General features: G+C 40.1%; 19 protein-coding genes. 3 read left to right on the plus strand and 16 right to left on the minus strand.

From position 1 onward, the window contains the following. Positions 1 to 18 precede the first annotated feature (18 nt). Together C4H12_RS12570 and C4H12_RS12575 are read left to right on the plus strand one after the other, a co-directional pair. Positions 19 to 372 (plus strand): SPOR domain-containing protein, encoded by a 354-nt coding sequence (locus C4H12_RS12570; protein WP_106099205.1) that lies wholly within the window; start codon positions 19 to 21, stop codon positions 370 to 372. Between the two features lie 20 nt (positions 373 to 392). After that, positions 393 to 1,850: a PAS domain-containing sensor histidine kinase gene (locus C4H12_RS12575; RefSeq protein WP_106099206.1), complete on the plus strand. Its 1,458-nt coding sequence runs from the start codon at positions 393 to 395 to the stop codon at positions 1,848 to 1,850. A gap of 299 nt (positions 1,851 to 2,149) precedes the next feature. On the opposite strand, the gene C4H12_RS12580 is transcribed toward C4H12_RS12575, so the two are convergent. The 14 genes from C4H12_RS12580 to C4H12_RS12645 all read right to left on the minus strand — a co-directional run bounded on the left by C4H12_RS12580 (position 2,150) and on the right by C4H12_RS12645 (position 20,317). After that, entirely contained in the window at positions 2,150 to 3,199 is a 1,050-nt protein-coding gene (locus C4H12_RS12580; RefSeq protein ID WP_106099207.1) for a leucine-rich repeat domain-containing protein, read from the minus strand. Beyond that, entirely contained in the window at positions 3,199 to 4,086 is an 888-nt protein-coding gene (locus tag C4H12_RS12585) for a PorP/SprF family type IX secretion system membrane protein (RefSeq protein WP_106099208.1), read from the minus strand. The genes C4H12_RS12580 and C4H12_RS12585 overlap by 1 nt, the downstream gene beginning before the upstream one ends. A 6-nt stretch (positions 4,087 to 4,092) precedes the next feature. Next, a complete protein-coding gene (locus C4H12_RS12590) occupies positions 4,093 to 7,164 on the minus strand; it encodes a thrombospondin type 3 repeat-containing protein (RefSeq protein ID WP_106099209.1) in 3,072 nt (1,023 codons plus the stop codon). A gap of 77 nt (positions 7,165 to 7,241) precedes the next feature. Then, complete coding sequence (locus tag C4H12_RS12595) at positions 7,242 to 8,423, minus strand: HmuY family protein (RefSeq protein WP_106099210.1); 1,182 nt, start codon at positions 8,421 to 8,423, stop codon at positions 7,242 to 7,244. 143 nt (positions 8,424 to 8,566) lie between these two features. Beyond that, a complete protein-coding gene (locus C4H12_RS12600; protein ID WP_106099211.1) occupies positions 8,567 to 10,678 on the minus strand; it encodes a TonB-dependent siderophore receptor in 2,112 nt (703 codons plus the stop codon). After that, on the minus strand, positions 10,675 to 11,526 hold the full coding sequence (locus C4H12_RS12605) for a lipocalin family protein (protein ID WP_106099212.1): 852 nt from the start codon (positions 11,524 to 11,526) through the stop codon (positions 10,675 to 10,677). Before C4H12_RS12605 ends, C4H12_RS12600 begins: the two co-directional genes overlap by 4 nt. A gap of 7 nt (positions 11,527 to 11,533) precedes the next feature. Continuing rightward, complete coding sequence (locus tag C4H12_RS12610) at positions 11,534 to 12,736, minus strand: leucine-rich repeat domain-containing protein (protein WP_106099213.1); 1,203 nt, start codon at positions 12,734 to 12,736, stop codon at positions 11,534 to 11,536. 18 nt (positions 12,737 to 12,754) lie between these two features. Continuing rightward, on the minus strand, positions 12,755 to 13,909 hold the full coding sequence (locus C4H12_RS12615) for a leucine-rich repeat domain-containing protein (RefSeq protein WP_106099214.1): 1,155 nt from the start codon (positions 13,907 to 13,909) through the stop codon (positions 12,755 to 12,757). 206 nt (positions 13,910 to 14,115) lie between these two features. Beyond that, entirely contained in the window at positions 14,116 to 15,984 is a 1,869-nt protein-coding gene (locus tag C4H12_RS12620; protein WP_106099215.1) for a M1 family metallopeptidase, read from the minus strand. Between the two features lie 412 nt (positions 15,985 to 16,396). Then, a complete protein-coding gene (locus C4H12_RS12625) occupies positions 16,397 to 17,272 on the minus strand; it encodes an SDR family oxidoreductase (RefSeq protein WP_106099216.1) in 876 nt (291 codons plus the stop codon). A 4-nt stretch (positions 17,273 to 17,276) separates the two neighbouring features. Next, the gene (locus C4H12_RS12630; protein WP_106099217.1) at positions 17,277 to 18,605 is read right to left on the minus strand and encodes an NAD(P)H-binding protein; all 1,329 of its coding nucleotides are present in this window, start codon (positions 18,603 to 18,605) and stop codon (positions 17,277 to 17,279) included. Between the two features lie 3 nt (positions 18,606 to 18,608). Further along, positions 18,609 to 19,223: a CDP-alcohol phosphatidyltransferase family protein gene (locus C4H12_RS12635; protein ID WP_106099218.1), complete on the minus strand. Its 615-nt coding sequence runs from the start codon at positions 19,221 to 19,223 to the stop codon at positions 18,609 to 18,611. 80 nt (positions 19,224 to 19,303) lie between these two features. Then, positions 19,304 to 19,612, minus strand: coding sequence for a hypothetical protein (locus tag C4H12_RS12640; RefSeq protein WP_106099219.1), 309 nt, complete (start codon positions 19,610 to 19,612; stop codon positions 19,304 to 19,306). Between the two features lie 87 nt (positions 19,613 to 19,699). Then, complete coding sequence (locus tag C4H12_RS12645; RefSeq protein WP_106099220.1) at positions 19,700 to 20,317, minus strand: hypothetical protein; 618 nt, start codon at positions 20,315 to 20,317, stop codon at positions 19,700 to 19,702. 133 nt (positions 20,318 to 20,450) lie between these two features. On the opposite strand from C4H12_RS12645, the gene C4H12_RS12650 reads away from it, so the two are divergent. Next, on the plus strand, positions 20,451 to 20,708 hold the full coding sequence (locus C4H12_RS12650; RefSeq protein ID WP_106099221.1) for a hypothetical protein: 258 nt from the start codon (positions 20,451 to 20,453) through the stop codon (positions 20,706 to 20,708). Between the two features lie 56 nt (positions 20,709 to 20,764). On the opposite strand, the gene C4H12_RS12655 is transcribed toward C4H12_RS12650, so the two are convergent. After that, positions 20,765 to 21,235 carry a hypothetical protein gene (locus tag C4H12_RS12655; RefSeq protein ID WP_106099222.1) on the minus strand — a complete coding sequence of 157 codons (471 nt, stop codon included), beginning with the start codon at positions 21,233 to 21,235 and terminating at the stop codon, positions 20,765 to 20,767. 321 nt (positions 21,236 to 21,556) lie between these two features. Then, positions 21,557 to 22,357, minus strand: a complete 801-nt coding sequence (locus tag C4H12_RS12660; RefSeq protein ID WP_106099223.1) for a CPBP family intramembrane glutamic endopeptidase — start codon at positions 22,355 to 22,357, stop codon at positions 21,557 to 21,559. Between the last annotated feature and the right edge of the window lie 19 nt (positions 22,358 to 22,376).

Here is a 22,376-nt window from a genome sequence, read left to right on the forward strand (position 1 = left end):
ATTTATAACATTTAGACTATGAAAAAACTAATAATAGCCGCAGGGCTTATCATTTCGGCAGTAACAGTTAGTTCTGCACAAGTAACCTTTAATAACGATAGCAATATTGCTGAAGCTATGGAAGTTAAAAAGGAAGTTGCTAGATCGGAAAGTGCTTTTCAAGTGCAGATATATAATGGCAATATTACTGAAGCTAATAAAACTTTATTAGAGGCAAAAAATCTTTTCAAACAATATCCAGTAATACTTAGCTTTGAGTCGCCGAACTACAAAGTACGTGTTGGAAGTTTTCGCACTCGTTTAGAAGCTGAAAAGAACTTAGCTGAGATTAAGAAAAACTATGTAGCGGCTTTTGTTGTTGGTTTAAAATAACCTTTATATTGCCTCATCTTATGTTTAAGAAAAACTCATTACGCTTCCAGATTTTTTTGAGTATGACTCTGCTTGTACTCGTAGCTTTTGCTATCTTAGCCTTTGTAATGGTGGGGCAGTACAGGAAACAAGCTTTAGAATACCACGATGAACGCCTTATAGATAAGGAAAACCAAATTAAAATGCAAATACAATATGTATTTTCTCAAACTACTTTTCCTGTTGAAACTATTTATATTCCTCTTATCTTTCGTGAGGATATTTATTCTATAGCTAATATTCAAAACTTAAACTTCGCCTTGTATGACCTTGACGGAGTACTGCTTAAAAGCTCTAAAGCATCATTGTCGCCTGACCAAGATGCTTTTTTTATACCCCAAAGTGTACTAAGTGAACTTTCGTCTACTCTTGATAAACGCATAGTGGAACATCATGAACTTGTAGGGAGAGGTTATCAAACATCATATACCTATATTACAGACTTACAGTTTAAACCTATTGCTATTCTCAATATTCCTTATTTTGAAAATGACACCTTCAATGAGCGTGCGCTTGAAGGATCACTTTACCGCCTTAGTATTGTATACTTCACTCTTTTGGTAATATCTTTAACAGTAGCTTACTTCATTTCAAAGTATATTACCAAATCACTTAAAACTATTGAGAGTAGATTACAGAAAACGCGTTTGCTATCAAGAAATGAGAAGATAACACTTAAATCGGCACCTACTGAAATTACGGAGCTTGTGACTGCTTATAATGCGATGATTGATGAGATAGAGAATAGTAAAGCTCTTCTTGCAAAATCGGAAAGGGAACAAGCTTGGCGCGATATGGCTAAACAAGTAGCTCACGAAATTAAAAACCCGCTGACCCCTATGCGCCTTTCGGTGCAAAGCTATCAGCGTAAAGCTAATAGGGAGGCACAAACAACTGAGGATACAAATGAATTTTGCGAATCACTAATACAGCAAATAGATATTCTTAGCAATATATCGACCGCTTTTTCAGCTCTTACTAATATGCCAGCAAAGAATGATGAAGAGCTTAACTTTGTAGCAGTTATTAAGCGTACGCTGGATATTTTTAATGATAATACAATTCAATTTAACTATTCACAACCTGAAATTATAGCTGTTTTTGATAAAGACCAGTTGGGGCGTGTGGTTACTAATCTTGTGAAAAATGCTATTCAAGCAACAGAGAATGAGTCTGCACCACAAATAGAAGTAGCCCTTACTAAAGATGAACAATATATTACCCTGAAAGTTACTGATAACGGTATAGGTATTGCAGAAGCAGACCATCATAAGATTTTTGAACCTAAATTTACTACCAAAACGAGTGGTAGTGGCTTAGGCTTGGCAATGGTGAAGAATATTATCTTATCATATAATGGTAACATTAGCTTTACTTCGGAACTAGGGAAAGGAAGTGAGTTTGTGGTTCAAATACCAGTATTTCAAAGAACGAACTGAGAGTTTTAAAACTTTAACGCTGCAAAGTTCGGATGTTTGGCTAAGGTGCACAAATAACTGTTTCGCGATGAAACGGACTTGTAAACTAAAGTGTTACTAATTAGCTGATAATGACTTCACAGAAGCGATGCTTTATCTTCTTTTAAAAATAGAAATCTTCTTAAATTTTAAGTGAAAACAACATTCGAGAAACAGAAATAAAAAGGTTAATGATTGCAAGAAGCTAATCATTAACCTGTGAGAAACACACAAAATTGTGTGATGGTGTGAACTATTTCTGTTGGGAGAGAGGCTGCAGGTTAGGGGGTGATAGTGATTGTTAGTATTTTTTCTTCTCGACTAATACGATCATAAAAAGTAGCTTGAAAGCTGCCTGCTTTTAAACCTCTTACTCCTAAGATTTTATTATCGGGGGTGATGGCTATGTAAGCAATTTCTTCGGTGGCTTTGTCACGCTTTAATCCGTACTTGTTACTACCAGATATGCTGGCAGCTTCCTGCTCGCCTACTTTTATTGTGAAAGTAGTTTTATCAATAACTAAGGGTTTGAAGGGAACATTTCGGTTGATATAATAGCCGTAAAGACTCCAGAAAGCATCTTCATAACGATAATCATCGGTTGCTATTTTGGGTACAGTAATTTCTTTGAGAGTTTTAATAGGGAAAGGACCTACACTGCCTTGAGCTGTGTTCACGATATTAAGACGCGGAGGATAAGTAGCAAGCACTTTTACTGTGGCAAGCTCTGTATCAATAAAAGCTCCTGTACCTATTTGTCCTACTGATTTGGGGATTGTTATTTCTTTTAGATTTTTATTGCCAGCAAAAGCTTGCTCTTTGATATAGATAAGGTTATCGGGGAGTTTTACTTCGCTAAGAGCTGCATCGGCAAAGGCGTACATATCGATTTCGGCTACGGAATTGGGTATGCTGATTTTTTGTAGGCTGCGACACTCTTCAAACGTTCTGACATTAATCTTTTTAAAGGCTGCATTTTCGGGTAGTGTTATGTGACTAAGAGAAGTACAACCTTTAAAGGCTCCTTGCCCAATACTTTCAACAGTGTTGGGCAATATTATTTTTGTGATAGTAGTATTGTCTTTAAAAGCCTCATCGGCAATGGATTCTACTTTTTTTAGCTGAGAATCGGTAGTGAAGTTAACCACAGTGGTGCTGGTACTTGTGAACTTGACTAATTCCCGACCGCTATTACTAAGGGTATAAGTGAAGGTAGGTGCTGGTGGGGTAGGGGTAGGTAGTGGAGTAGGGGTAGGGGTATCACTGCCTTTGCTGCAGCTGAGCGCAAAGGCAATGAGGGTAAGGGGTATTAATAGGAATATTCGTTTCATTACCAATAGAATTTGATTAAAACTTCGTGTATATTACGCAAGCTGGAGCTTATATTGCTATTGAAGGTAGTTTCAAAGCCATAGCCTATTGCAAAATGCCAATCGGGAATTTTGAAGAGTGCATAAGCATTGATATTCTGCTGGCTGTGATAGCCTAAACCACCTTCGAGACAGTTGGCGTATAGGACTGTGGCTGTAGCATCTACTTGGTAGTTACTATCCTGATTTATATAAGCTTGGAGGCTAGGACGCAGTGTAATATCGGGGGTTATGCCCCAAGAGTACCCAGCTTGGAGATAAAAGTTGATACGCTCGGAAACTGATGTTACTACTTCATTGCTAATTTTTGTTTTATCGGAAGCGAAAAGGTTAGGCGCTGCCAAGCCAGCAAAGAAGTTATTCCGTACGTAATATACCCCTACCCCCATATTGGGCTGGAAACGCCCTGATACGCCTTGTAGGTAGGGATCGAAAGAGGGGTTATAGGTTTTTAGCTTGCTGCTATCGATATTGAAGAGATTTCCGCCAGCTTTTAGTCCTAAATAGAGTTCAGAGCTTGGGCTAAGAGGTAGCTGGTAGGAAAAATCGGCAAAGAAGGCTGTTTGCCTTTGTATAAACACTTTTTCACTTACTACCGAAGCCCCCAGCCCTATGCGAGGGCTGAGGCGGTGGGTAGTATTAAGTGTTTGCTGTTGGGGGTTATCGGAATGGGATGATTGCCCCCATTGGTTACGCAGGTTAAGGGTAATGTTGTGCTTTTCGGTAGTGCCTACTGCGGCGGGATTCATAACGTTTTGGAAGTTATTAAAGAATATATAGCTAGGCGTTTGTGCTGCTACATAGGTGGCACAGAGTGCTATAATGCTTGATATAATTAGTTTTTTCATTGGGGTTTAGTAATTAATGTAAAGCCAACCTTCTTGAGTAGCTTTGTCTTTAATGGTGAATTTATAGAAATAATAGCCTTGAGGTACTTTTTTGCCATCGATACCGATACCTTTCCACTGATTGTGGTACCCACGAGCTTCATAGACTAATAGCCCTGTACGTGAGTAAATTTGCAGGGTGTTTTGCTTATAGAGGCTTATGCGCTGGATTACAAAACTATCATTAATGCCATCCTCATTAGGAGAAAAAGCATTAGGGATGAGAACAGTGTCGAAATCTTTATCCTTATCATTAGGAGTGCCATCACCGTCGGCATCATCATCACAGGTATCGCCAATGCCATCGCGGTCGGTATCTTCTTGGTTGGGGTTATAGTGATAAGGGCAGTTATCTTTACTATTTTCTCTGCCATCGCCATCAAGGTCGTTATCACAAGCATCGCCTATGCCATCGCCATCGGTGTCTGTTTGTGAAGGATTGGGGATGTAAGGGCAATTATCTTGTGCATTGGGTATGCCATCGCCATCGATATCATCATCACAGACATCGCCGATGCCGTCTTTATCGGTGTCGGCTTGGTCGGGGTTATGGGTGTCGGGGCAGTTATCAAGGTTATTTTTCACGCCATCGCCATCGCGATCGTCGTCACAAGCGTCGCCTATGCCGTCTTTATCGAGGTCTTTTTGGTCGGGGTTAATAAGATCAGGACAGTTGTCTTTTTCATCGGGAACTTTGTCCAAATCACGGTCGCCGCTACATATATCGCCAATGCCATCATTGTCAGAATCTTTTTGGTCGGGGTTGGCGTGGTAAGGGCAGTTATCTTGCTGGTTGGGGATGCCATCGCCATCGGCATCGGGGTCGCAAGCATCGCCTATGCCGTCTTTATCGGTATCGCGTTGGTTGGTGTTTTTAATATCGGGGCAGTTATCATAAGAGTTACGAACGCCATCGCCATCGCGATCGTCGTCACAGACATCGCCTATGCCATCGCCATCAAGGTCGGCTTGGTCGGGGTTGGCAGTTTCGATACAGTTATCTTGACTATCGGGGATGCCATCGCCATCGACATCGGCATCGTCTTTCACAATAATTTTACCTAAATTCACTGCCAAGAATATGTTATTGGTAGGGCGAATCATAAAGCGGCCATTGGTGGTAGTAAAATCGGTAGTTACGGTAAAAGTGTAAGTACCGTTATTAGGGATATTGGCTGCGAGAGTTTTGGTAAATGTTTTGCCATCGGCAGCAAATAGGATATTTACTTTTTGTGCATTAATTTCTTCTTTATCGGTATTGGCCACTGCCCACGTGATGGTGTGAGTTTTGCCTATGAACCAATAGCTTTTTTGGAGCTGAGAGGTGACTTCAAAGGGGCCAGCAGTATTCACTACATTGACTTTGATAGTGCTAAAACTTGTGTTACCTGTACTTTGGTCGGTTTCACGGTCGGCACGTTTGCCTAAGGTTTTATCGGTAACTACGAAAGCCCAAGTGAGGGAACGCTTTACGCTAGTAACGGTTTCCCAATTACTACGGCGGTTGGGGTTGCGCTCACTTAGCTTCCCTTCTAAAATGCTGCTAAGGCGAGGGATGTAACGTTCGGTTGATTGGCTGGGAGGTAGGGAGCGTGCTATAGGCCCTTCGGAAAGGTTATCGCCAAACACATCGGCAGTAACGGTAGGGCGCCCAGGTTGTGGGCTATTGTGTTGCTCCCAAGTGTAGTATAGCTGATCATTATCGGCATCGGTAGCGGAGCCTACTAAATGATAGGCGGTGCTTTGAGGAATGGTGTAGTCCTGCAAATCATTAATTACAGGAGGTGTATTGGTAATAGGTGTTTTGGTAGCACAGCTGGTGCTGCTGATGTATTTCATTATTTGCCATACGCTTATGTGGTTAAAATAAGGGTCGGTACGGGCTTGTACATCATTGGAGCCAGAGATACCTGCGTAGCCCATAATGGTGGAGCCACTACCAGGTTCGACTTGGGCGCCAGAGCTTTCGTTTTGGAGGTTATGTACGTGGTTTGCTCCCATTTGGTGGCCTAACTCGTGACAGAAGAAATCGATATCGAAGATGTCTTTTTCGGTGTTTTTGAGGTTTCCGGCAGAGAAGGCTCTTCCTTTATCATTTTTATCGCATACGCAGCCTATACAGCCTGCGTTACCATTGGGCTGGTTGGTGTGGTGGAATACGTGTCCTACATCGTATTTATCATTGCCTACTTTTTCATCTAAGAATTTTTGGAGAGGCTCGCCAGTCCAGCTCATATTGAGGTTATTGCGGAAGGGGTCGTCTTTACGGTTGCGGATGATAGTTTCTTCGCCAGAAACGAGCTGGAACTGTATAGACATTTGGGTGCGGTATACTTGGTTGGCTCTTTGGACGGTAGAGACTACTTGTTCCAGAGCTTTTTCGGGACGGCTACCGAACTGAGCGGTATAATCACTAGTAGTAGCTATAGCGATGCGTAGGGTACGCAAGCTGTTTTCGGTTTCGAAGGTGTTGCGTAGGGTAGCATTAGAGGCTTGGGTAGGGCGTGCTGTATGGCTTAAGTGGCTTATGCGTGCTGCTGTTTGGCAGCTAAAGGTCATCTTATCGATAGCATTGGCACGGTGGTAGGCTATGTGTTTTACTCCGTTTTTGCTTGAAGGCTGTACAAAGGAGTAAGAGTTATTAAGGCTGATTATTACGGAGAGTCCGTTTTCGCCCCAAGTAAAGGAAACTTCTTTGTTGGGGTTTTGGGTGGAGTACCCTGCATAAGTTTGGATTTGAGGGTAGCGAGCTTGTAGGGCAGGGGAGAGGACAGGCTGAGGTTTCACTATAAAAGTTTCGAGCTGCCCATCGGCATTGGGGAGTAGTATTTCGACCCCTTGGGCAGTAGGACGTGCTGCGGGGTTATGGAGTGCTTTGGCAAAGGCTTTTCGGTTTAAATTATACTCGAAGTGAGTAGTGGTTGGGGTGTTGGTAGTTGTGCTGCGATTGGTGAATTGGGTTTGCTTCCAGTAGCTTTGAGCCTGAGAGGTAATAGTTATTAGGCAGGCGGCTATTAGTAGGATATAATTTCTGAACATCTTTTATGTTAATGATTTAATGGTTAATTGCCCCCTACCCTTAAAGGGAGGATAAGGGGCAAAGGGTGTTGTAGTTTTTACTTGAGGAGTTGGTATTCAAGGGTGGGGTAACCACGTTCGCCTGCATCGTTTTTGTAGGCTTTTATTTTTAGTTTAAAGAAGTTTCCGTCGCCATCTTGAATGACAAAGTAAACGTTGCGTAGTAGTCCGTTTTGGAGGTCGCGCCAGTTTTTGCCTATGATGATTTGGGAGTTGTATTTTTCGGTAGAAAGGTTTAGTTTTTTGGTATTTTCGATAGTGTATTGGTTGTATAGATTGTCGCGTTCTTCAATGGAAGAGGCTGGGGTGAAGAAGGTAGCGCGTGTGCCTCCTAAAAGGTTATTTATGATGAAATCGGGGTAGAAGTTTATGGCGTTTTGAACGCTGTATTTTTGGCTAAACCAACCGGTAAAGGTAGAGAAGCACAAATCCCAATCGCGTTTGCGAGGTTGTACTTGTACTTTGTCGCCTGTTTCGAGTTTTAGGAATATGAAGTTGTATTGAGGGTCTTTATCGACAGTGTAGGTTTTGACACTTGCCTCATGTGTGGTGGTGTTTTTGGCGTATAGTACTTTGTAGCCATTGCCGTTGCGCAAGACGCGTATTTTAGCCCAACCGCGATGGTTGCCAAGTAGATTGACGCTGCCTTTTACGGGGGTTACATTGCTGATTTCAAAGCCCATACTCATTAGGTATATTTTGTTATCCTCGGGATTGGCTGAGATTTCGGCAATGGCGGTGCCTGAGCCGGGTTCGGCTTTGGTGGGAGCGAGGTGCCCACGAGGGTCGTCGATGATATGGGATGCGGCGAACTTGGCTTGATTTTGTTGTCCGACACTGGTATTGAGGAGAAGGAAATCGTCCTTAGGGATGCTGGTGGTCATAGAGGTTAGGCTGGTAGCGCTTACTGCCATACCTATGGTGGGGTTCAGGATTGCGTAGAACTCATCGCCGCAGTAGAGGGCGATATCCCAGCTGTCGCGCTTAATGAGGGTAGTTTTTCCGGTAGATAAATCGAGGTATACTTGGTTGGGCTGGTTGGGGCCACCTACTTCGGGGCTAATGATGTATTCTTTGCCTGCTTGGATGGTGGTGGTACCACTTTGGGTGGTTTGATTATTTTGGGGGTTATCGGGGAGCTGTTTGCCTCCGTTTTCTTCTTTTTGGCAAGCTGTAAATAGGCTTGCTAAGATGCTTAATGTTAGAATTATTTTTTTCATTGTAAAATAGATTATTTAATTTATTATTGTTTGTGATATGTGAGTAACTATCCTTCGTTTATAGTTCGTTTATAGTTCGTTCATCGTTCGTTTGGGGTAGGGGGTGGTTAGGTGTAGGTTGGTGGGTGCTAAGGGAGCGTGTGTTAGTAATTGATATTTAGATTATAAGCGAGCTTAAAATAGAATGCGCGCCCGTTACCTACAGGGAAGTCACGTTCTGTTACTACGCCTGAGAGTGAGGTTTGGGTGAGATTGACATTGATTATATTGAGGAGGTTGCGGGCTCCGGCAATAAATTCTATTCGTTTTTTCCAGAAATATTGTTGATAGGAGAAGTTTAGGTGTCCGTAAGGGGATAGGTTGCCTAAAGCAGCGCCATCGTTGGCGGCCATCCACATTTGAGATTTTCCTGTGAACTTGTATTTGGCGGTGATAATGCTTTGAGTTTTGGGTATGCGCCAAGTAATTCCGGCATCGGCATTGATGTTCAGTAGGTAGCGGTTGTCACGTTTTACTACGGACATATCATCGGTTTGGGATACCCATACGAAAGCGCCACTAAGGGTGAAATCAATATTATTGAGGTGGAGTGTATTGGTGCTGATGATATTATTGTTTTTGAAGCGGCTTACATTCATATATTGGGTGCGAGGCATTCCGCCTTCGACAGATAATAGTAGGTTTTCGATCTTATCATTAATGCGGTTGATGCTAAATGAAAGGTTATTAAGCAGGCTGTGCCCTTTATCGCCCCAAGAGGTAAGTTTTTTGAGGTTTAGTTCGGCGGAGTAACTTCGTTCGGGGGTGAGGTTTTCATTTCCTAAGAATACGTGGCCGACGAATATATTTCGGACGTAGAGTTCTTGGAAGGAAGGGGTGCGGTAGGCTTGGCCTGCTGAGGCACGAAGCTGTATGTTGGCAGGGAGGGTGTAGCGAGCGCCTAAAGAATAGGCGTATTGGTTATTGAAGAGTTTTTGTATGGAATAGCGTACTCCTGGGCGGATAGATAGCTTGGGGGTGATGTTGATTTCGGAAGAGATATATCCGTCATAATTATCGATGGCTTTATCGACTATTTTAAGTGTAGAGCCTTCGTCTTTAAGTACGGCATATCCTTGGTTATGGGCGGCTTCATAACCTATTTCAACTTGGTGTTTTTTCTCGCCAAAGGCATGGCTTATGGCACCTGTGGAGTACCATACATCCATTGATTGGTTTTTTTGTTTTTCGTTGTTTAGTTCGGTACGGTAATCGATAAGGTAGCGGAATTTTTCTTCAAAGCGCTCTTGGTACTGGTAAGCAATAGAAAAATCATACTTAATGAAGTTGTTTTTGCCATTGAGGTTTAGGATGTGAGAGTTCCGGAGGTAATAGTCACGACGGTCATCACCAAAAGTATAATCGCCATAGAGGGGGCTATAGTTTTTTTCGGTGGTGCGATCAAAGGAATTGTACTGATCTTTCATATAATCAAACTTGTACATCAGTTTGTACTGAGGGGTTTGATAATAGGTGAGGAAATTGGTTTGGTATAGGAAGTAAGGGGCACGCTCAAAGCCACGTAGTCCATCCATTTTTTCGTGATTTTTGCCTTTGTATTTACCCCAAAACCCGTTAAAATTGGTGCGGTTCATACCTAAAGAAGTAAACCAACGCTTGCTGAGGTTGGTAGCAGCACGGAAACTTAGATAGTGTTTACCTTTATTGAGTAGGTTATATTCTTTAGTAAGAGATTCTTCTTGAAGAGTGTATGTAATATCCCACTTGTTCCGTGCTGATTTTTTGGTGATAATATTCATTATGCCTGTTACAGCATTGGCACCGTGAGTTACACCCATAGCACCCTCAATAATCTCAATGCGCTCCACCTCATCAATGTTAATTTGAGAAAGATCGGTATTGACGCCTAAGCCATCTTCATTTACTAAAGGGATGTTATCAATAAATATTTTGAAATAGTTAGCTCCTAAGCCGTATAGAGATACTTTTTCTTTGCCTGTAGCGGCATCGGGTAGTACAGTGATGTTTACATACTGATTAAGCACATCGCCTAAATGAGTGGCTCCTGCGGCTTTTATTTGCTCTTTAGTTATTACTTGTACGTTTTTCACTGCTTTTGTGGCCGACTGCGGAGCTATTTGTCCAGATACTACTACCTCATCTAGTTTTATTTCTTTTTCATTTTGAGCGGAGATAGTAAGAGGCACGAACAAAGTTAAGCAAAATATATATGTGTAAAAGAGTAAGGATTTCATTTATATTTTTGTTCGTGTTTGTAATATTCATTTTCGTAATCACCAGCTAGTCCGTCTACAAATCCCCAGAACTCTAAAGTTCCATTACCTACACGGAATTCGCGTAATCCTATATTTGTTTTACCTTTAAAACGGTTTTTTACAGCAATAATACCTAAGCCTTCTGATAGGGTATAGGTGCCTTTGTAGATAGATTCTCGGCATTCATTTTTAGTGTATCGGTATTGGTGAAAGATAATAGAATCTTTAGTGATAATGACCTTTTGTTGGCCACGGCATCCATTAAATTTTTCTAAATCGGCACTATAGTTATAAGTGTCATTCCGCCATAAAGCATTGATGTACCAAGTGCCAAGAATTTCTTTAGCAGGGTCATACACATAGTTTTTTTGGTAAGTAATTGTTTGGGTAGCCCCATTATTGGCTTTGTATACCATTGTAAGGGTGTTACTTGCAAGGGTATAGGAGTAAACCTCGGTAGCAGTACCACCAATATTATTTAATACTAACTGCTGGGTAGTAAAGCTATAGGTTTTAGCCTCAGTAGTAAAACTACAAGCATCTTTTGCTTCATTGGCCGAGGTAGAAGGTGTGTATCTGTATAGGGTGCGAGTAGCAGTGCCATCAGCAGCAAAAGTAATATAACTTTTTCTGCTACAGTTAGATAAAGGTTCATTATTTGGGTCTTCCAAACCAATTAATTGCCACTTGCCTACCAACTGTTGTTGTGGGGTAGGGGTAGGAGTAGGAGTAATAGGGGCAGGCTTAGGAGTAGGTTCATCACCTCCTTTTTGGCAGCTACCTAATAATAAGCCTGCAAATAGGATAATTAAATATAGAGGTTTCATAAGAAGATTAATCTTTTTTAGGACGTTCAGATAATGGTCTAATTTTAGCCTTGAAGCTATCGGGGCACCAAGTAGCCTCTTTGTAGAGTTTTACACTCTCATCAGGTACATATACTTTTTTGAGAGAGCCTACAAATGACACATTGTAGTAAGCCCATTCGGGTATGGTGCGTGAGTGTAATACTAAGGTTTCAACAGGTGCATAACTAAAGGGGAAGTCTCCCATTTTGATTACACTTTCAGGTATTTCTAGTTCTTTAAGTTTGGTACAACCTACAAAAGCAATAGCTCCTATCTGTTTTAGTCCTTCTTGAAGTTTCAGTTCACTAAGCTCATCGCAACTAGCAAAGGCATAACCACCAATCTTTTTTACTGAACGTGGAATAGTGATGCTTTCAATCTTTGAGCCAGCAAGGGCAAAGTCGGCTATTTCTTCAATACCTTCTTCTAAGTTGATACTTTTAAGGCGTATACACCCTACAAACACTCCTTTAGGTAGTGAAGTTATGCCTTTAGGCAGGGTAATGCTTTCCAAAAATGAAAGTCCTTCAAAAGCGTGGTGTCCTATCTTGGTAACACCATTAGGTAAGATAATTGATTTTATAGCAAAACGATCGGTATAGAAAACCCCTTCGTGCCCACTATTACCATAAGTGTAGCTAAAAGCATTCTCTTTGATGGTGGTAATGTTATTAAGCCGCAAATCGGTACGCATATCTATATGCAAGGTTTGAGGGTTAAGCCACGAAAGAAGGGTCTTTCCATCATCCGATAATTTATAGTTAGGCAGGTCGGTATGATTTAGAGGGTTGTTATTGCCCAAGGCAAAACCATTACCCCACCCAGCAGCGCTTTTAGGGCCATATAGTTTAGAAGCTTTGCTATCAAGGTATAAGTCACCTTCATTACCTATGTCAGCTTTAGGATAGCCTTCTCCCATACGTATAGTGTTAGGGTGTAGCCCTTTTTCCGATACAATACGGATAGGAGTGTTACCCCATCCTCGTTCATTAGTTTTAGGACCATATAATAGCCCAGCACTCCTATCGATATAATAATCACCTATTTCACCTGTATCAATATTAGGAGGATAGTCTTTTAGGTGAATGATGCTAGCACGTTTAACAGTTACACGTTCAATAGTTTGCTTAGTGCAGGAAGTGCTTAAAGCTATTAGTAACCCACACAAGCCTATTAGTATATTCTTCATTATTAAGGGTGTTAAGGGTTATTTTATAGCTTCAATAATATCAGTGTATTCAGGGAATTTTTCTTTGTATTTATCTACAAATTGTGATGGCACATAAATATGTTCTATTGTAGCACCCGCAAAAGGATCTCCCTCAATAGTAGGAACATCGCCTAAAAAGGTAACACTTATTTTCTGACTCGTTTCATTGAATTGTGCCTCACCCAATCCTACCAAACTCTTAGGGAAGGTAATTTTGGTAAGAGAACTACATTTATGAAAAGCCTCATTGTCTACAAGGCGCACTCCTTCATTCAGCACTACGTCTTTTAATTGCCTACACTCTTGAAATGCATTTTGCAGAATACGCTCACAGCTACCAGGGATCACTACCTTTTCTAAGTTTTCACATTTAAGAAATACCCCTTGGTTAATCTCTGCAAGTCCTTCAGGAAAAGCTATCGTTTTCAATGAGTTACATTTAGTAAAAGCCTCCCTTCCTATGCGTTCTAACTTACTTTCATTAGTGAAGATAACTTCTTTTAACCCAAAGTTATTCTCAAAGGCTTGAGCGCTAATTATACGTACTTCATCGCCTATTAGTATTTTCTCAAGCGAACGCTTTTGCGCAAATGCTTCCTCGCCTATTACCTCCACTAATTTTAGTTTAGGATCGGCATTCATATTAATTTCAATGGTTTTAGGGTTAGCCCAAAGAAGAAGTGTGGGCTGTCCAATGCTATTGATATGGTAGTCTGGTAAAGATGAATCTGGGTCTTGTGATGAGCCATTATTAGGATTACCTCCTAATACTATCCCATTGCCCCATTGGTTTTTAGTCTTAGGGCCGTAAAGGGTACGAGTATTAAGATCTATATACCAATCCCCTTCATTACCCACATTTAGGGCTGGTGCTCCTGCTCCCGATAATATTTTAGCTTCCTGAGCACCTTTATTCCCAAACTGTACTGGGCTACCCCAGCCTGTTTCTGTCTTAGGACCATAAAGCTCTGCTGTAAGGGCGTTGATGTAGTAATCGCCTATCTTACCATCACTCTCCTCAGGCGGACGGTTGGCTCGTAGCATCTCGCTACCGCTTTGTTCTTCAATACGTTCTTCAATAATCTGCTTATGGCAAGATACCATACTACTTAGGGTCAGCAAAGTTGCTGCCCCTATGAATAACTTTTTCATTGTTCGATGATGATTATTTAATTTAGAATTATTTATTTGTCCTACTATTTAAATTCAGTTGAAATAGTGTTACGGCCGCAAAAGTACAACTATTTTATATTCGATCCAAATAAAATATCGTTTTTAACATAAAAAGAAATTGGCCAACTCACATTTTCAGCAAGTTAGCCAATTATTTTTTAGTTCTTTTCTCTATTCAGGAATAGTTATTTTCTATATGTATTATTCTCTTTATTCATATCCACGCTCTTATTTTCAGCATCTATCTCAATACTTTCAATCTTTTCCAAAGGAATATCAAGCTCAAAAGTATAAGTAGTGTTACCCCAGCCCCAAGCAGGAAGTACCGTGCGGGTATAAGCCTGATAAGTATTAGGTTTCTCTCCATAAGTCATACGTAATGGGATATAAACATACTGCTTTTTACCTGTCACATCAGTAACAAAAAGGTCTATAGGCAGTGGTAGGCGGTCTTTGCGTTTTAGGGTAACACTTGTTTTATTACCTTTAGCCTCTACTTTCTCTATAGCGTAATCAGCCGTATGGTCTGTCTCCATAAATTCATTCAAAAACCATTGTAATTGCATCCCCGATACCTTCTCAGCTATACGTATAAAGTCATTAGGAGTAGGGTTCTTAAAGGCATAGGTGTTGTAATAGCGTTTCAAAGTCTTCATCAATGCCTCATTACCCATAATATAATCTAATTGGGTAAGGAAAAGCAATCCTTTGTAGTATGCCGTTATACTGTAAGCTCTATTGGTAGCATATCTATCCGAATGCGTAATAGTAGGCTCATTCATTCCCGATGATACTAAGTATTCCAGTCCTAAGTATGAACCTTCAAAAGGATCTTTATCTGCCGCTATCAGCCCCAAAACCTTTTGCCTTGCAAGGTATTCTATGTATGAAGTAAAGCCCTCATCCATCCAAGGGTAAGCCGCTTCATCAGTAGCCAATAAATGCTGGAACCAAGCGTGTGCCAGCTCGTGAGTAGCTGTACCTATAAGTCCTTCATATCGCTCACCACCTACCATCAGCGTACACATAGCGTATTCCATACCACCATCGCCTCCTTGTATGAATGAGTATTGCTCCCAAGGGTATTTACCTATAAGATTATTAAAGTACTCAAACACTTTAAGCATACCAGGCTGTATCTTTTTCCACGTCTCAGCATATTTTTTGTAGAAGAAATGTATAGTCTTACCATCAGCCAATATATGCTTATCGTGCGTATATTCAGGGTCTGCAGCCCAAGTAAAGTCGTGTACTCTATTGGCTTTAAAATGCCATGTTTTGGTCTTCACTTTTTTAGGCAATACAGGTACTTTCACTCCCGCATCTTCATAACCGCAGCCCATCTCATTCGCATTTTGTAGTACCCCCGAGCCTGCTACTACATACCTTTTATCAAGAGTGATTTTTACGTCGAAATCTCCCCATACACCGTAAAACTCACGTCCCAAGTATTCCGTAGTATGCCACCCTTTATGGTCATAAGCCACCATTTTAGGGTACCATTGTGCCATCGATAAGGCCACCCCATCACTGCTATTTCGCCCTGCGCGGCGTATCATTACAGGCACTTGTCCCTCAAAAGTCATTGTAAGCACCGTCTTTTCTTTAGGCAGCAAAGGCTTGTCCAGCGTTACTTTTAGTATAGTACTCTCGTGAGTATACCTCACATTACTCCCATCTTGCCGAAGCGATGTAATCCGCAAATAACCTATTTCATTCTCCGATAGTTTAGCTATCCTACTCTCGTAAATAGGGTTTTGGCGCGTCCCAAGGTTATTCACCATACGCCCATCAGGGTCTGGTAACGTTTGCAGATTGCTGTCCATCTCACTATTGGGCTGAAAAGCGTTGAAGTACAAGTGGTAAAACACCGTACGTAACGTATCTGGCGAGTTGTTAAAATACGTGAGTTGCTGCGTGCCCTTATACCGGAAGTTATTCACATCCATTTGCACATCCATCTCGTAATTCGCTTGTTGTTGCCAAGGGTTATCTTGTCCCATAGCTGTCAAACTCAATACTAAGCCACAAAAGGCTAAAAGTGTTTTTTTCATTCTATATTCGCAAATTAATTATCTTATCTTACAGACTGCAAAGGTAATAATAATTACCAAATTACCAAAAAAAGCCACCGCCACTCTCCCCCTTCTTATCCCTTGCCTTTTGCCTAAAATTCATCTTTTTTCCCCTTTCATTGCCAATCTTTCAAAAAAGATAACTCCTATTTCACTTTTGGGCAGAAAATACAAAACCTTAATAATCAATACATTTGTCTATTAACCTCACCCCAAAAACATCGAACTACGAACGAACCTATAACGAAGGATAAACGAACTGTAAACGAACTATAAGCAAACACACCCCTACTTTACTGGCTCTCAGTAAGTTCTTTCCAAAAAGGACTTTTTGCGAAAATCGCAACAAAATCCTCAAAACATCACATTTTTCTCAATCTCTCTTTTCCTCTTACCTGCTCTTCCCTTGGGCTACCTCCTCAAAAAACGCCTTTAGCCTATGCCTTCCTATCTGCATTGGCGCTACCGAGTCCATTCCCATTATCGTCAGCACAAACTCCACAACCCCATAAGCACTCCTTGGCATCACATATTTGCCTATTTTCAAAATAAAACGTCGTACCCAGTCCGGCAAGTAGCTTATTTTTACAGGCTTGCCCAATACCTCAAAAGCCAAGCGCGCAATCTCCGTTTGTGTCAAAACCTCACTCCCCCCTACATTCATTTCTCTTTCAGCACTTGCTAATTGCGCCACACACACTTCAGCCAAGTCCTCCCCGTGAATAGGGTTCATAGCCCATTGTCCTTTCCCAAAAAGCCGTACTTTACCCTCTTTAGCCATCTTTAAAAAGTTGCCCATATCACTGTAAAAAGCCGAAGGTCTCACTATACAATAACTCATTCCACTGCCTTTAAGCGCCTCTACAAACCGTTCTTTGGCAGCCCCAATACCAATATGTCGTATAGCATCCCCATTCAGTACCGATATGTACACCATTTTGCGTACCCCACAGCGCATAGCCTCATCAAGGAGGTTTTTGTTAGCTCCATAATCCACTTGTTCGTAGGTAAGTCCGTCCTTTTGTTGGGTAATCCCTACGGCCGAAATTACTCCGCTTATCCCCTCACACACCCCTTGCAGCGTATCAGCTTTTGTAACCTCAGCCTCCACTACCTCCAATAGCGGATGCGTGAGTAGGGAGGGTGCTATTTTTGACTTATTGCGCACCACAATACGGGTAGGGTATTCTTTTTTTAGGAGCTCAGCCAGTATATACTGACCTAAATAGCCGGTTGCTCCTGCTAATAATATCTTTTCTGTTTTCATTGGGTTAATCTTCTGCTAAGTCTAAAAAGTCTTCAAAATATTCCTCAAAGGAATCAAATATAGGCGTAGGTTTGTCTATTTCAAATTCCCCTTTATCATTGCAAAATACCTCTGCTTCGAAGACCTCAGCATCTTTCAGGCGTACCCCATTAGAAACTTTATATAAGGTTAGGAACTCGTCCACCTCGTAATCTAGTACGATAAAATCCTCTGAGAGATGTAAATCGTCTCTTAGTTGTTTAGTTAGTTCCACAACAGGATAAGATATGGAGTCTTTTTCTTTGTAAATACCATTGATATACACATCGCCATAGTTGCAGGAACCACATTCTGAAAGAAAATTTACATATACTTCAGGAAGCAATATGCCCAATTCCTCTTCTATATGCTTAATTTCTTCAGCATTAGCCCCTAGAGAATACTCAAATTCTCCACTCTGTTTTAATAGTTTTAGATAATATCTATCAGCTGATGAATTTATAGATTCAAAAAACGCCTTTAACCGATGTTTGCCTACTTGCATAGGAGCTACAACATCCATGGCCATAATGGTAAGGACAAATTCCATAGCACCATAGATACTTTTAGGGAGGAAGTATTTGCCCATTTTTAGGATCAAACGCCGTACCCAGTCAGGCAAATAAATTATATTGGCAGGTTTATGGAGTACCTCAAAAGCCAAATGAGCCATCTCCGTTTGTGTAAAAATCTCAGCTCCTCCTACATTGACTTCCCGTTCGTAACGCTCCAATTGGGCGACACAGACCTCAGCCAAGTCTTCCCCATGAATGGGATTCGTGGCATATTGTCCTTTGCCAAATAGGTGTATTATGTCCTTCTTATCCATTTTGAAAAATAGAGTCATATAACTATAGAAAACGCTGGGGCGTATGATACAATAGTCTAATCCACTAGCCTTAAGAGCATCAACAAAACGTTCTTTAGCGGCTCCAATGGCTATATGTCGCATGGCTTCTCCTTTGAATACGGATACATATATGAACTTACGTACTCCTTCGCGTAAGGCTTCATCAAGTAGGTTCTTGTTGGCTTGGAAGTCTACCTGCTCATAGGTAAGTCCATCTTTTTGGCGGGTAATCCCTACAGTTGAAATCACCTTATGCACCCCTTTGCATACGCCTTGTAAGGTTTGGGGTTGGGTTACTTCGGCTTCTACGACTTCCAATAGCGGGTGCGTGAGTAGGGCGGGTGCTATTTTTGACTTATTGCGCACCACAATACGGGTAGGGTATTCTTTTTTTAGGAGCTCAGCTAATATAAACTGACCTAAATAGCCGGTCGCTCCTGCTAATAATATCTTTTCTGTTTTCATTTGTTAATTAAACAGTTTGTGTTTCTTAATCTCTTTTCCTTTTCTCAGCAGATAAGCGTGGTAGCTACTCGGGATATCGTTCTGCCATTTAGGTAGCAACAAAATGATAAGAATGACGTCCAATTGCGAGAAAAGTCCCCAATAGACCGCCAAGAGCAAGGGGAAACCTCCGTAACCAAAGCCTATAAGCGAGATAAAAGCTACTAATAAGCATACGCCCCACAGTTTGGAAAGAAAAGCGTGTGTACAAGTTTCTTTGCCAAATCGCCAAAAACTCACCCCATAACAGAGTCCTTCCATTACAAAAAGGGCAATAATTTCATACCGATAGGCTGCTATCAAGGTGGGGTTGAGGTGATAACAAGCCACGCCCACACACAGCCAGAATATCAAATCTGTTTGGCTATCCATTCGCCGCATTGCCACGGTGCAGACCCCCATATAGCGCGCAATAATCCCATCAAAGATATCCGACAATAGTCCTAAAACGATAAAAACTACTATCCATAGCCTTGCGGTGGGTTCTTCTGCCTTATACGCCACCCACAGAATAGTAGGGGCTAATAAAAACCGAAATAATATCAGTAGATAGGGTAATTTTTTTAATAGTGTTTTCATTATTCAAATACGATTTTGCCAATAGAAATCTTTTGTATTAGTATATTGCATTTTTAAGAGCATACCCAAAATATTACCCTTTACCATAAACTTGTTTTATATTTTTCTTTATAAAAAGTATTGAATAAGACGAAAAACTCATCCAAAGCCTTCTCTTCAGTTTCAAATTTATAATAAAGGATATTAGCCCACCCCATAGTATTATTAATCTTATATTTCTTTCTTAGCCATTCATAAAATTCTGTGTATAAGACACTAGCTTTTACATCTTCCTTGGTATCACGATAATGCCAGCCATTAACAAAGGCTTCAAAACAAAATATGCTATGTTTCCTAATATATAGTTCAGGAATAGGCTTGATAAGTTTTATAAGATCTATAATAGTCATATTGAAAATAGTTTTTTGTTTCTGTGTGTTATATTAGGCATAAAGTCTTAACGATTTCTCTCACTGACTTGCGCCTGTGGGGGGAATTTAGTTTTCAATAACATCTCCTACTTCTAAAAATAAAACATTACTAAATCCTCTTTTTTCTATATATTTTTTTACATTTTCTGTACATAAAAGGAAAGTACTTTTTTCTATTCTAAAAAAATCAAAATCTCCAAGCTCTCTCTTGTCAATAAATATACCCTTTCCAAGTTCTCTTGGTGTATGTTTTGTCCCAAATAGGGTTTCTTCCCCAATATAGTCTTTTATCCAATCTTTTCCATCATTTCCCTTACTCATTATTACAGTACTTTGAGGTAATATAGGAATGTTGATTTTAGAATAGATATGTACCAAATCCACCTCTTCTTTAGGTAGCCATTTTAATCTACGAATATCTTTTGCTACTATTTCTTTTGGATTTTTATGCCATTCTAGCTCCCCTATTTCTATTTTATTGAATATTTGATTTAGCTCTATTGCTATTTCTCTTTTACATACAATATACCCACCATATAAAAAATCAGGAATAACATTCCCTTTAGAATGGTAATCATTCCAAGTCACTTTTATATATTCTCCTTTTTCATAAGGTTGTCCCATTTGAGCGTGAATACTAGCATAAATAGGATTATTTCCACCTCTTATTTTATATATTTTCATTGTTTCTATATTGTACCGTTTGATAAGGCATTGAAGTTTTAGTAATACATCTAATTGATTATCGTAAATTTGTAATAGAGCTACAAGCTCTTGGAATGATAGGGCACGAGCTGCAAGCTCGCGCCAGCGGGGGATGTTAGAATACAGCTTACTCTTGTTAGATAAAAAAGAGCTTGAATATCAGACTATTGGAGGAATATTCAAAGATATACAGAAAGATACTCAGACGCCTACCTTAGATGAATGTATATTACTTATTATCAAAGAATTAGTTCTTGATTTAGCAGAGATTCTTGAGATACCTTTTGAAGAACTAATAACAAAAATAATATCTGAAAATAAGCAACTTATGAAATGGATTAATTTGAATCCCTTATCTGAAGCAGCTTAGAACAACTTGCGAAACTTAAATTACTACTATGATTTTTTGCTCTTTAAGCAATATGATTAGTTTGTTGTATTGTCTTTTTTGTACTTCCACAATATTTTTATAGACTCTATTTCATTATTATACTTCATAACATCAATAAAATAAAAACCTTTTCTAAAACTAATCTCAAAGTCTATACTTCCCAATAAATACTGCACATTTTCAAAAAAAATGTGCATTAACTCATTTGTTTTTATATTTCTTATGATTATTTCTTCTGAATATACACAAGAAAGTCCATCTATTATCATTTTTTCCATTTCCTCTTTAAAGTCTCCTGTAAAATATATCTCTCGAATAGGAATAGGAATTGTTTCTAATGTATAAGTTTTTGACTTATCGTAAATAACATCTCCTTTAAGCTCTTTGTTAAATAAAATAGTCTTTCCTTCTTCTACAATCTTAAAAGTAATTGAACCATCACAATTTTGTGAATAACAATAATAGTTTAGTATGAATAATGATAAATATTTTATTTTGTGAAACATCTTTCTAACATTTTTTTTATTTCTTCAATAATTTCTTCTCTGTCAAATAATCTAATAGTTATTTTTAATAAATCTGGAATATATGCATCCTCTTTTGGATTAGCTATATGAATGTGTCCCGCCCCACGCTGGCGCGAGCGTGTCGCTCGTGTCTCTATTGCCCCTAATTCATTGCCTAATTAGTAACAGAGCTTGAAGCTCTCTACTTTCTTAGCACAAACTTGAAGCGAGTATGTAACTCGCGCCAGCGAGGGTTTTTGCTCCACAAAAGTAGGTATTTATTCACTAATAACCAAATTTTTCACTTTTCCCTCTTACCTCTTACCTAAAAAACAGCTTCCTCTCCCTCACCAATATATACCCCATTAGTATGGCAAACAGCCCACTCTGTATCACCTTGCTATCAGGGTGCGTAGCAAAGATTTCGTTAGAAACATTCGCTACCAAATGAAACAATATCGCCACCAGCACATTCCGCCCCGATTTGTAATACAACCAGTTAATGATAAACACAAAAGCAAACAAACTCACAAAAAAGTTAGCCGTATAAATCCACCCTTCCGCTTGTATATTGCTCTGGTAATAATCTTTTACGAAGAATAAAGGCAAATGCCACAACCCCCAATACACCGTAAAAATAACCGATGAGGCAAACAAACTCCACCTACTGCGCAACGCATCAATACCATAAGTATGCCAAGCCAACTCCTCAAATACAGGCGCCAAGCAAAGCACAACCCACGCATTCAAAGGCTCCGAACTAAAACTCGGATCCCCCGAAATGTAAAACTGGTCAAGACTATGCCCCAAATCCAGCGAAAGCAACTGTGCCATCACAATCGAAATAGGCGGAAATAAGAGCGTAATCCAGAAATAGCGGTTGTAGAGTAGATTCCTCCCTATAAAACGCCCTTTAAGGTCTGCCCATAAGGCTCTATCACGTGCAAAAAGGCATCCCGCCACTACCATCGGCACCACCAAGCCCGCCAATTCAAATAAACCTGTCCAAAAAGCATTAGGCGCTTTTGGCTGGTGACTCCAATAAGCCACCACAAACCACAATACCCAAGGAATCACCAAGGATAAACCAAAAAACAAAAAAGGATGATTATATTTTTTCATTTTATTTAAGAGTTAAACT

The sequence above is a fragment of the Capnocytophaga sp. oral taxon 878 genome (assembly GCF_002999135.1).
Taxonomy (GTDB): Bacteria; Bacteroidota; Bacteroidia; order Flavobacteriales; family Flavobacteriaceae; genus Capnocytophaga.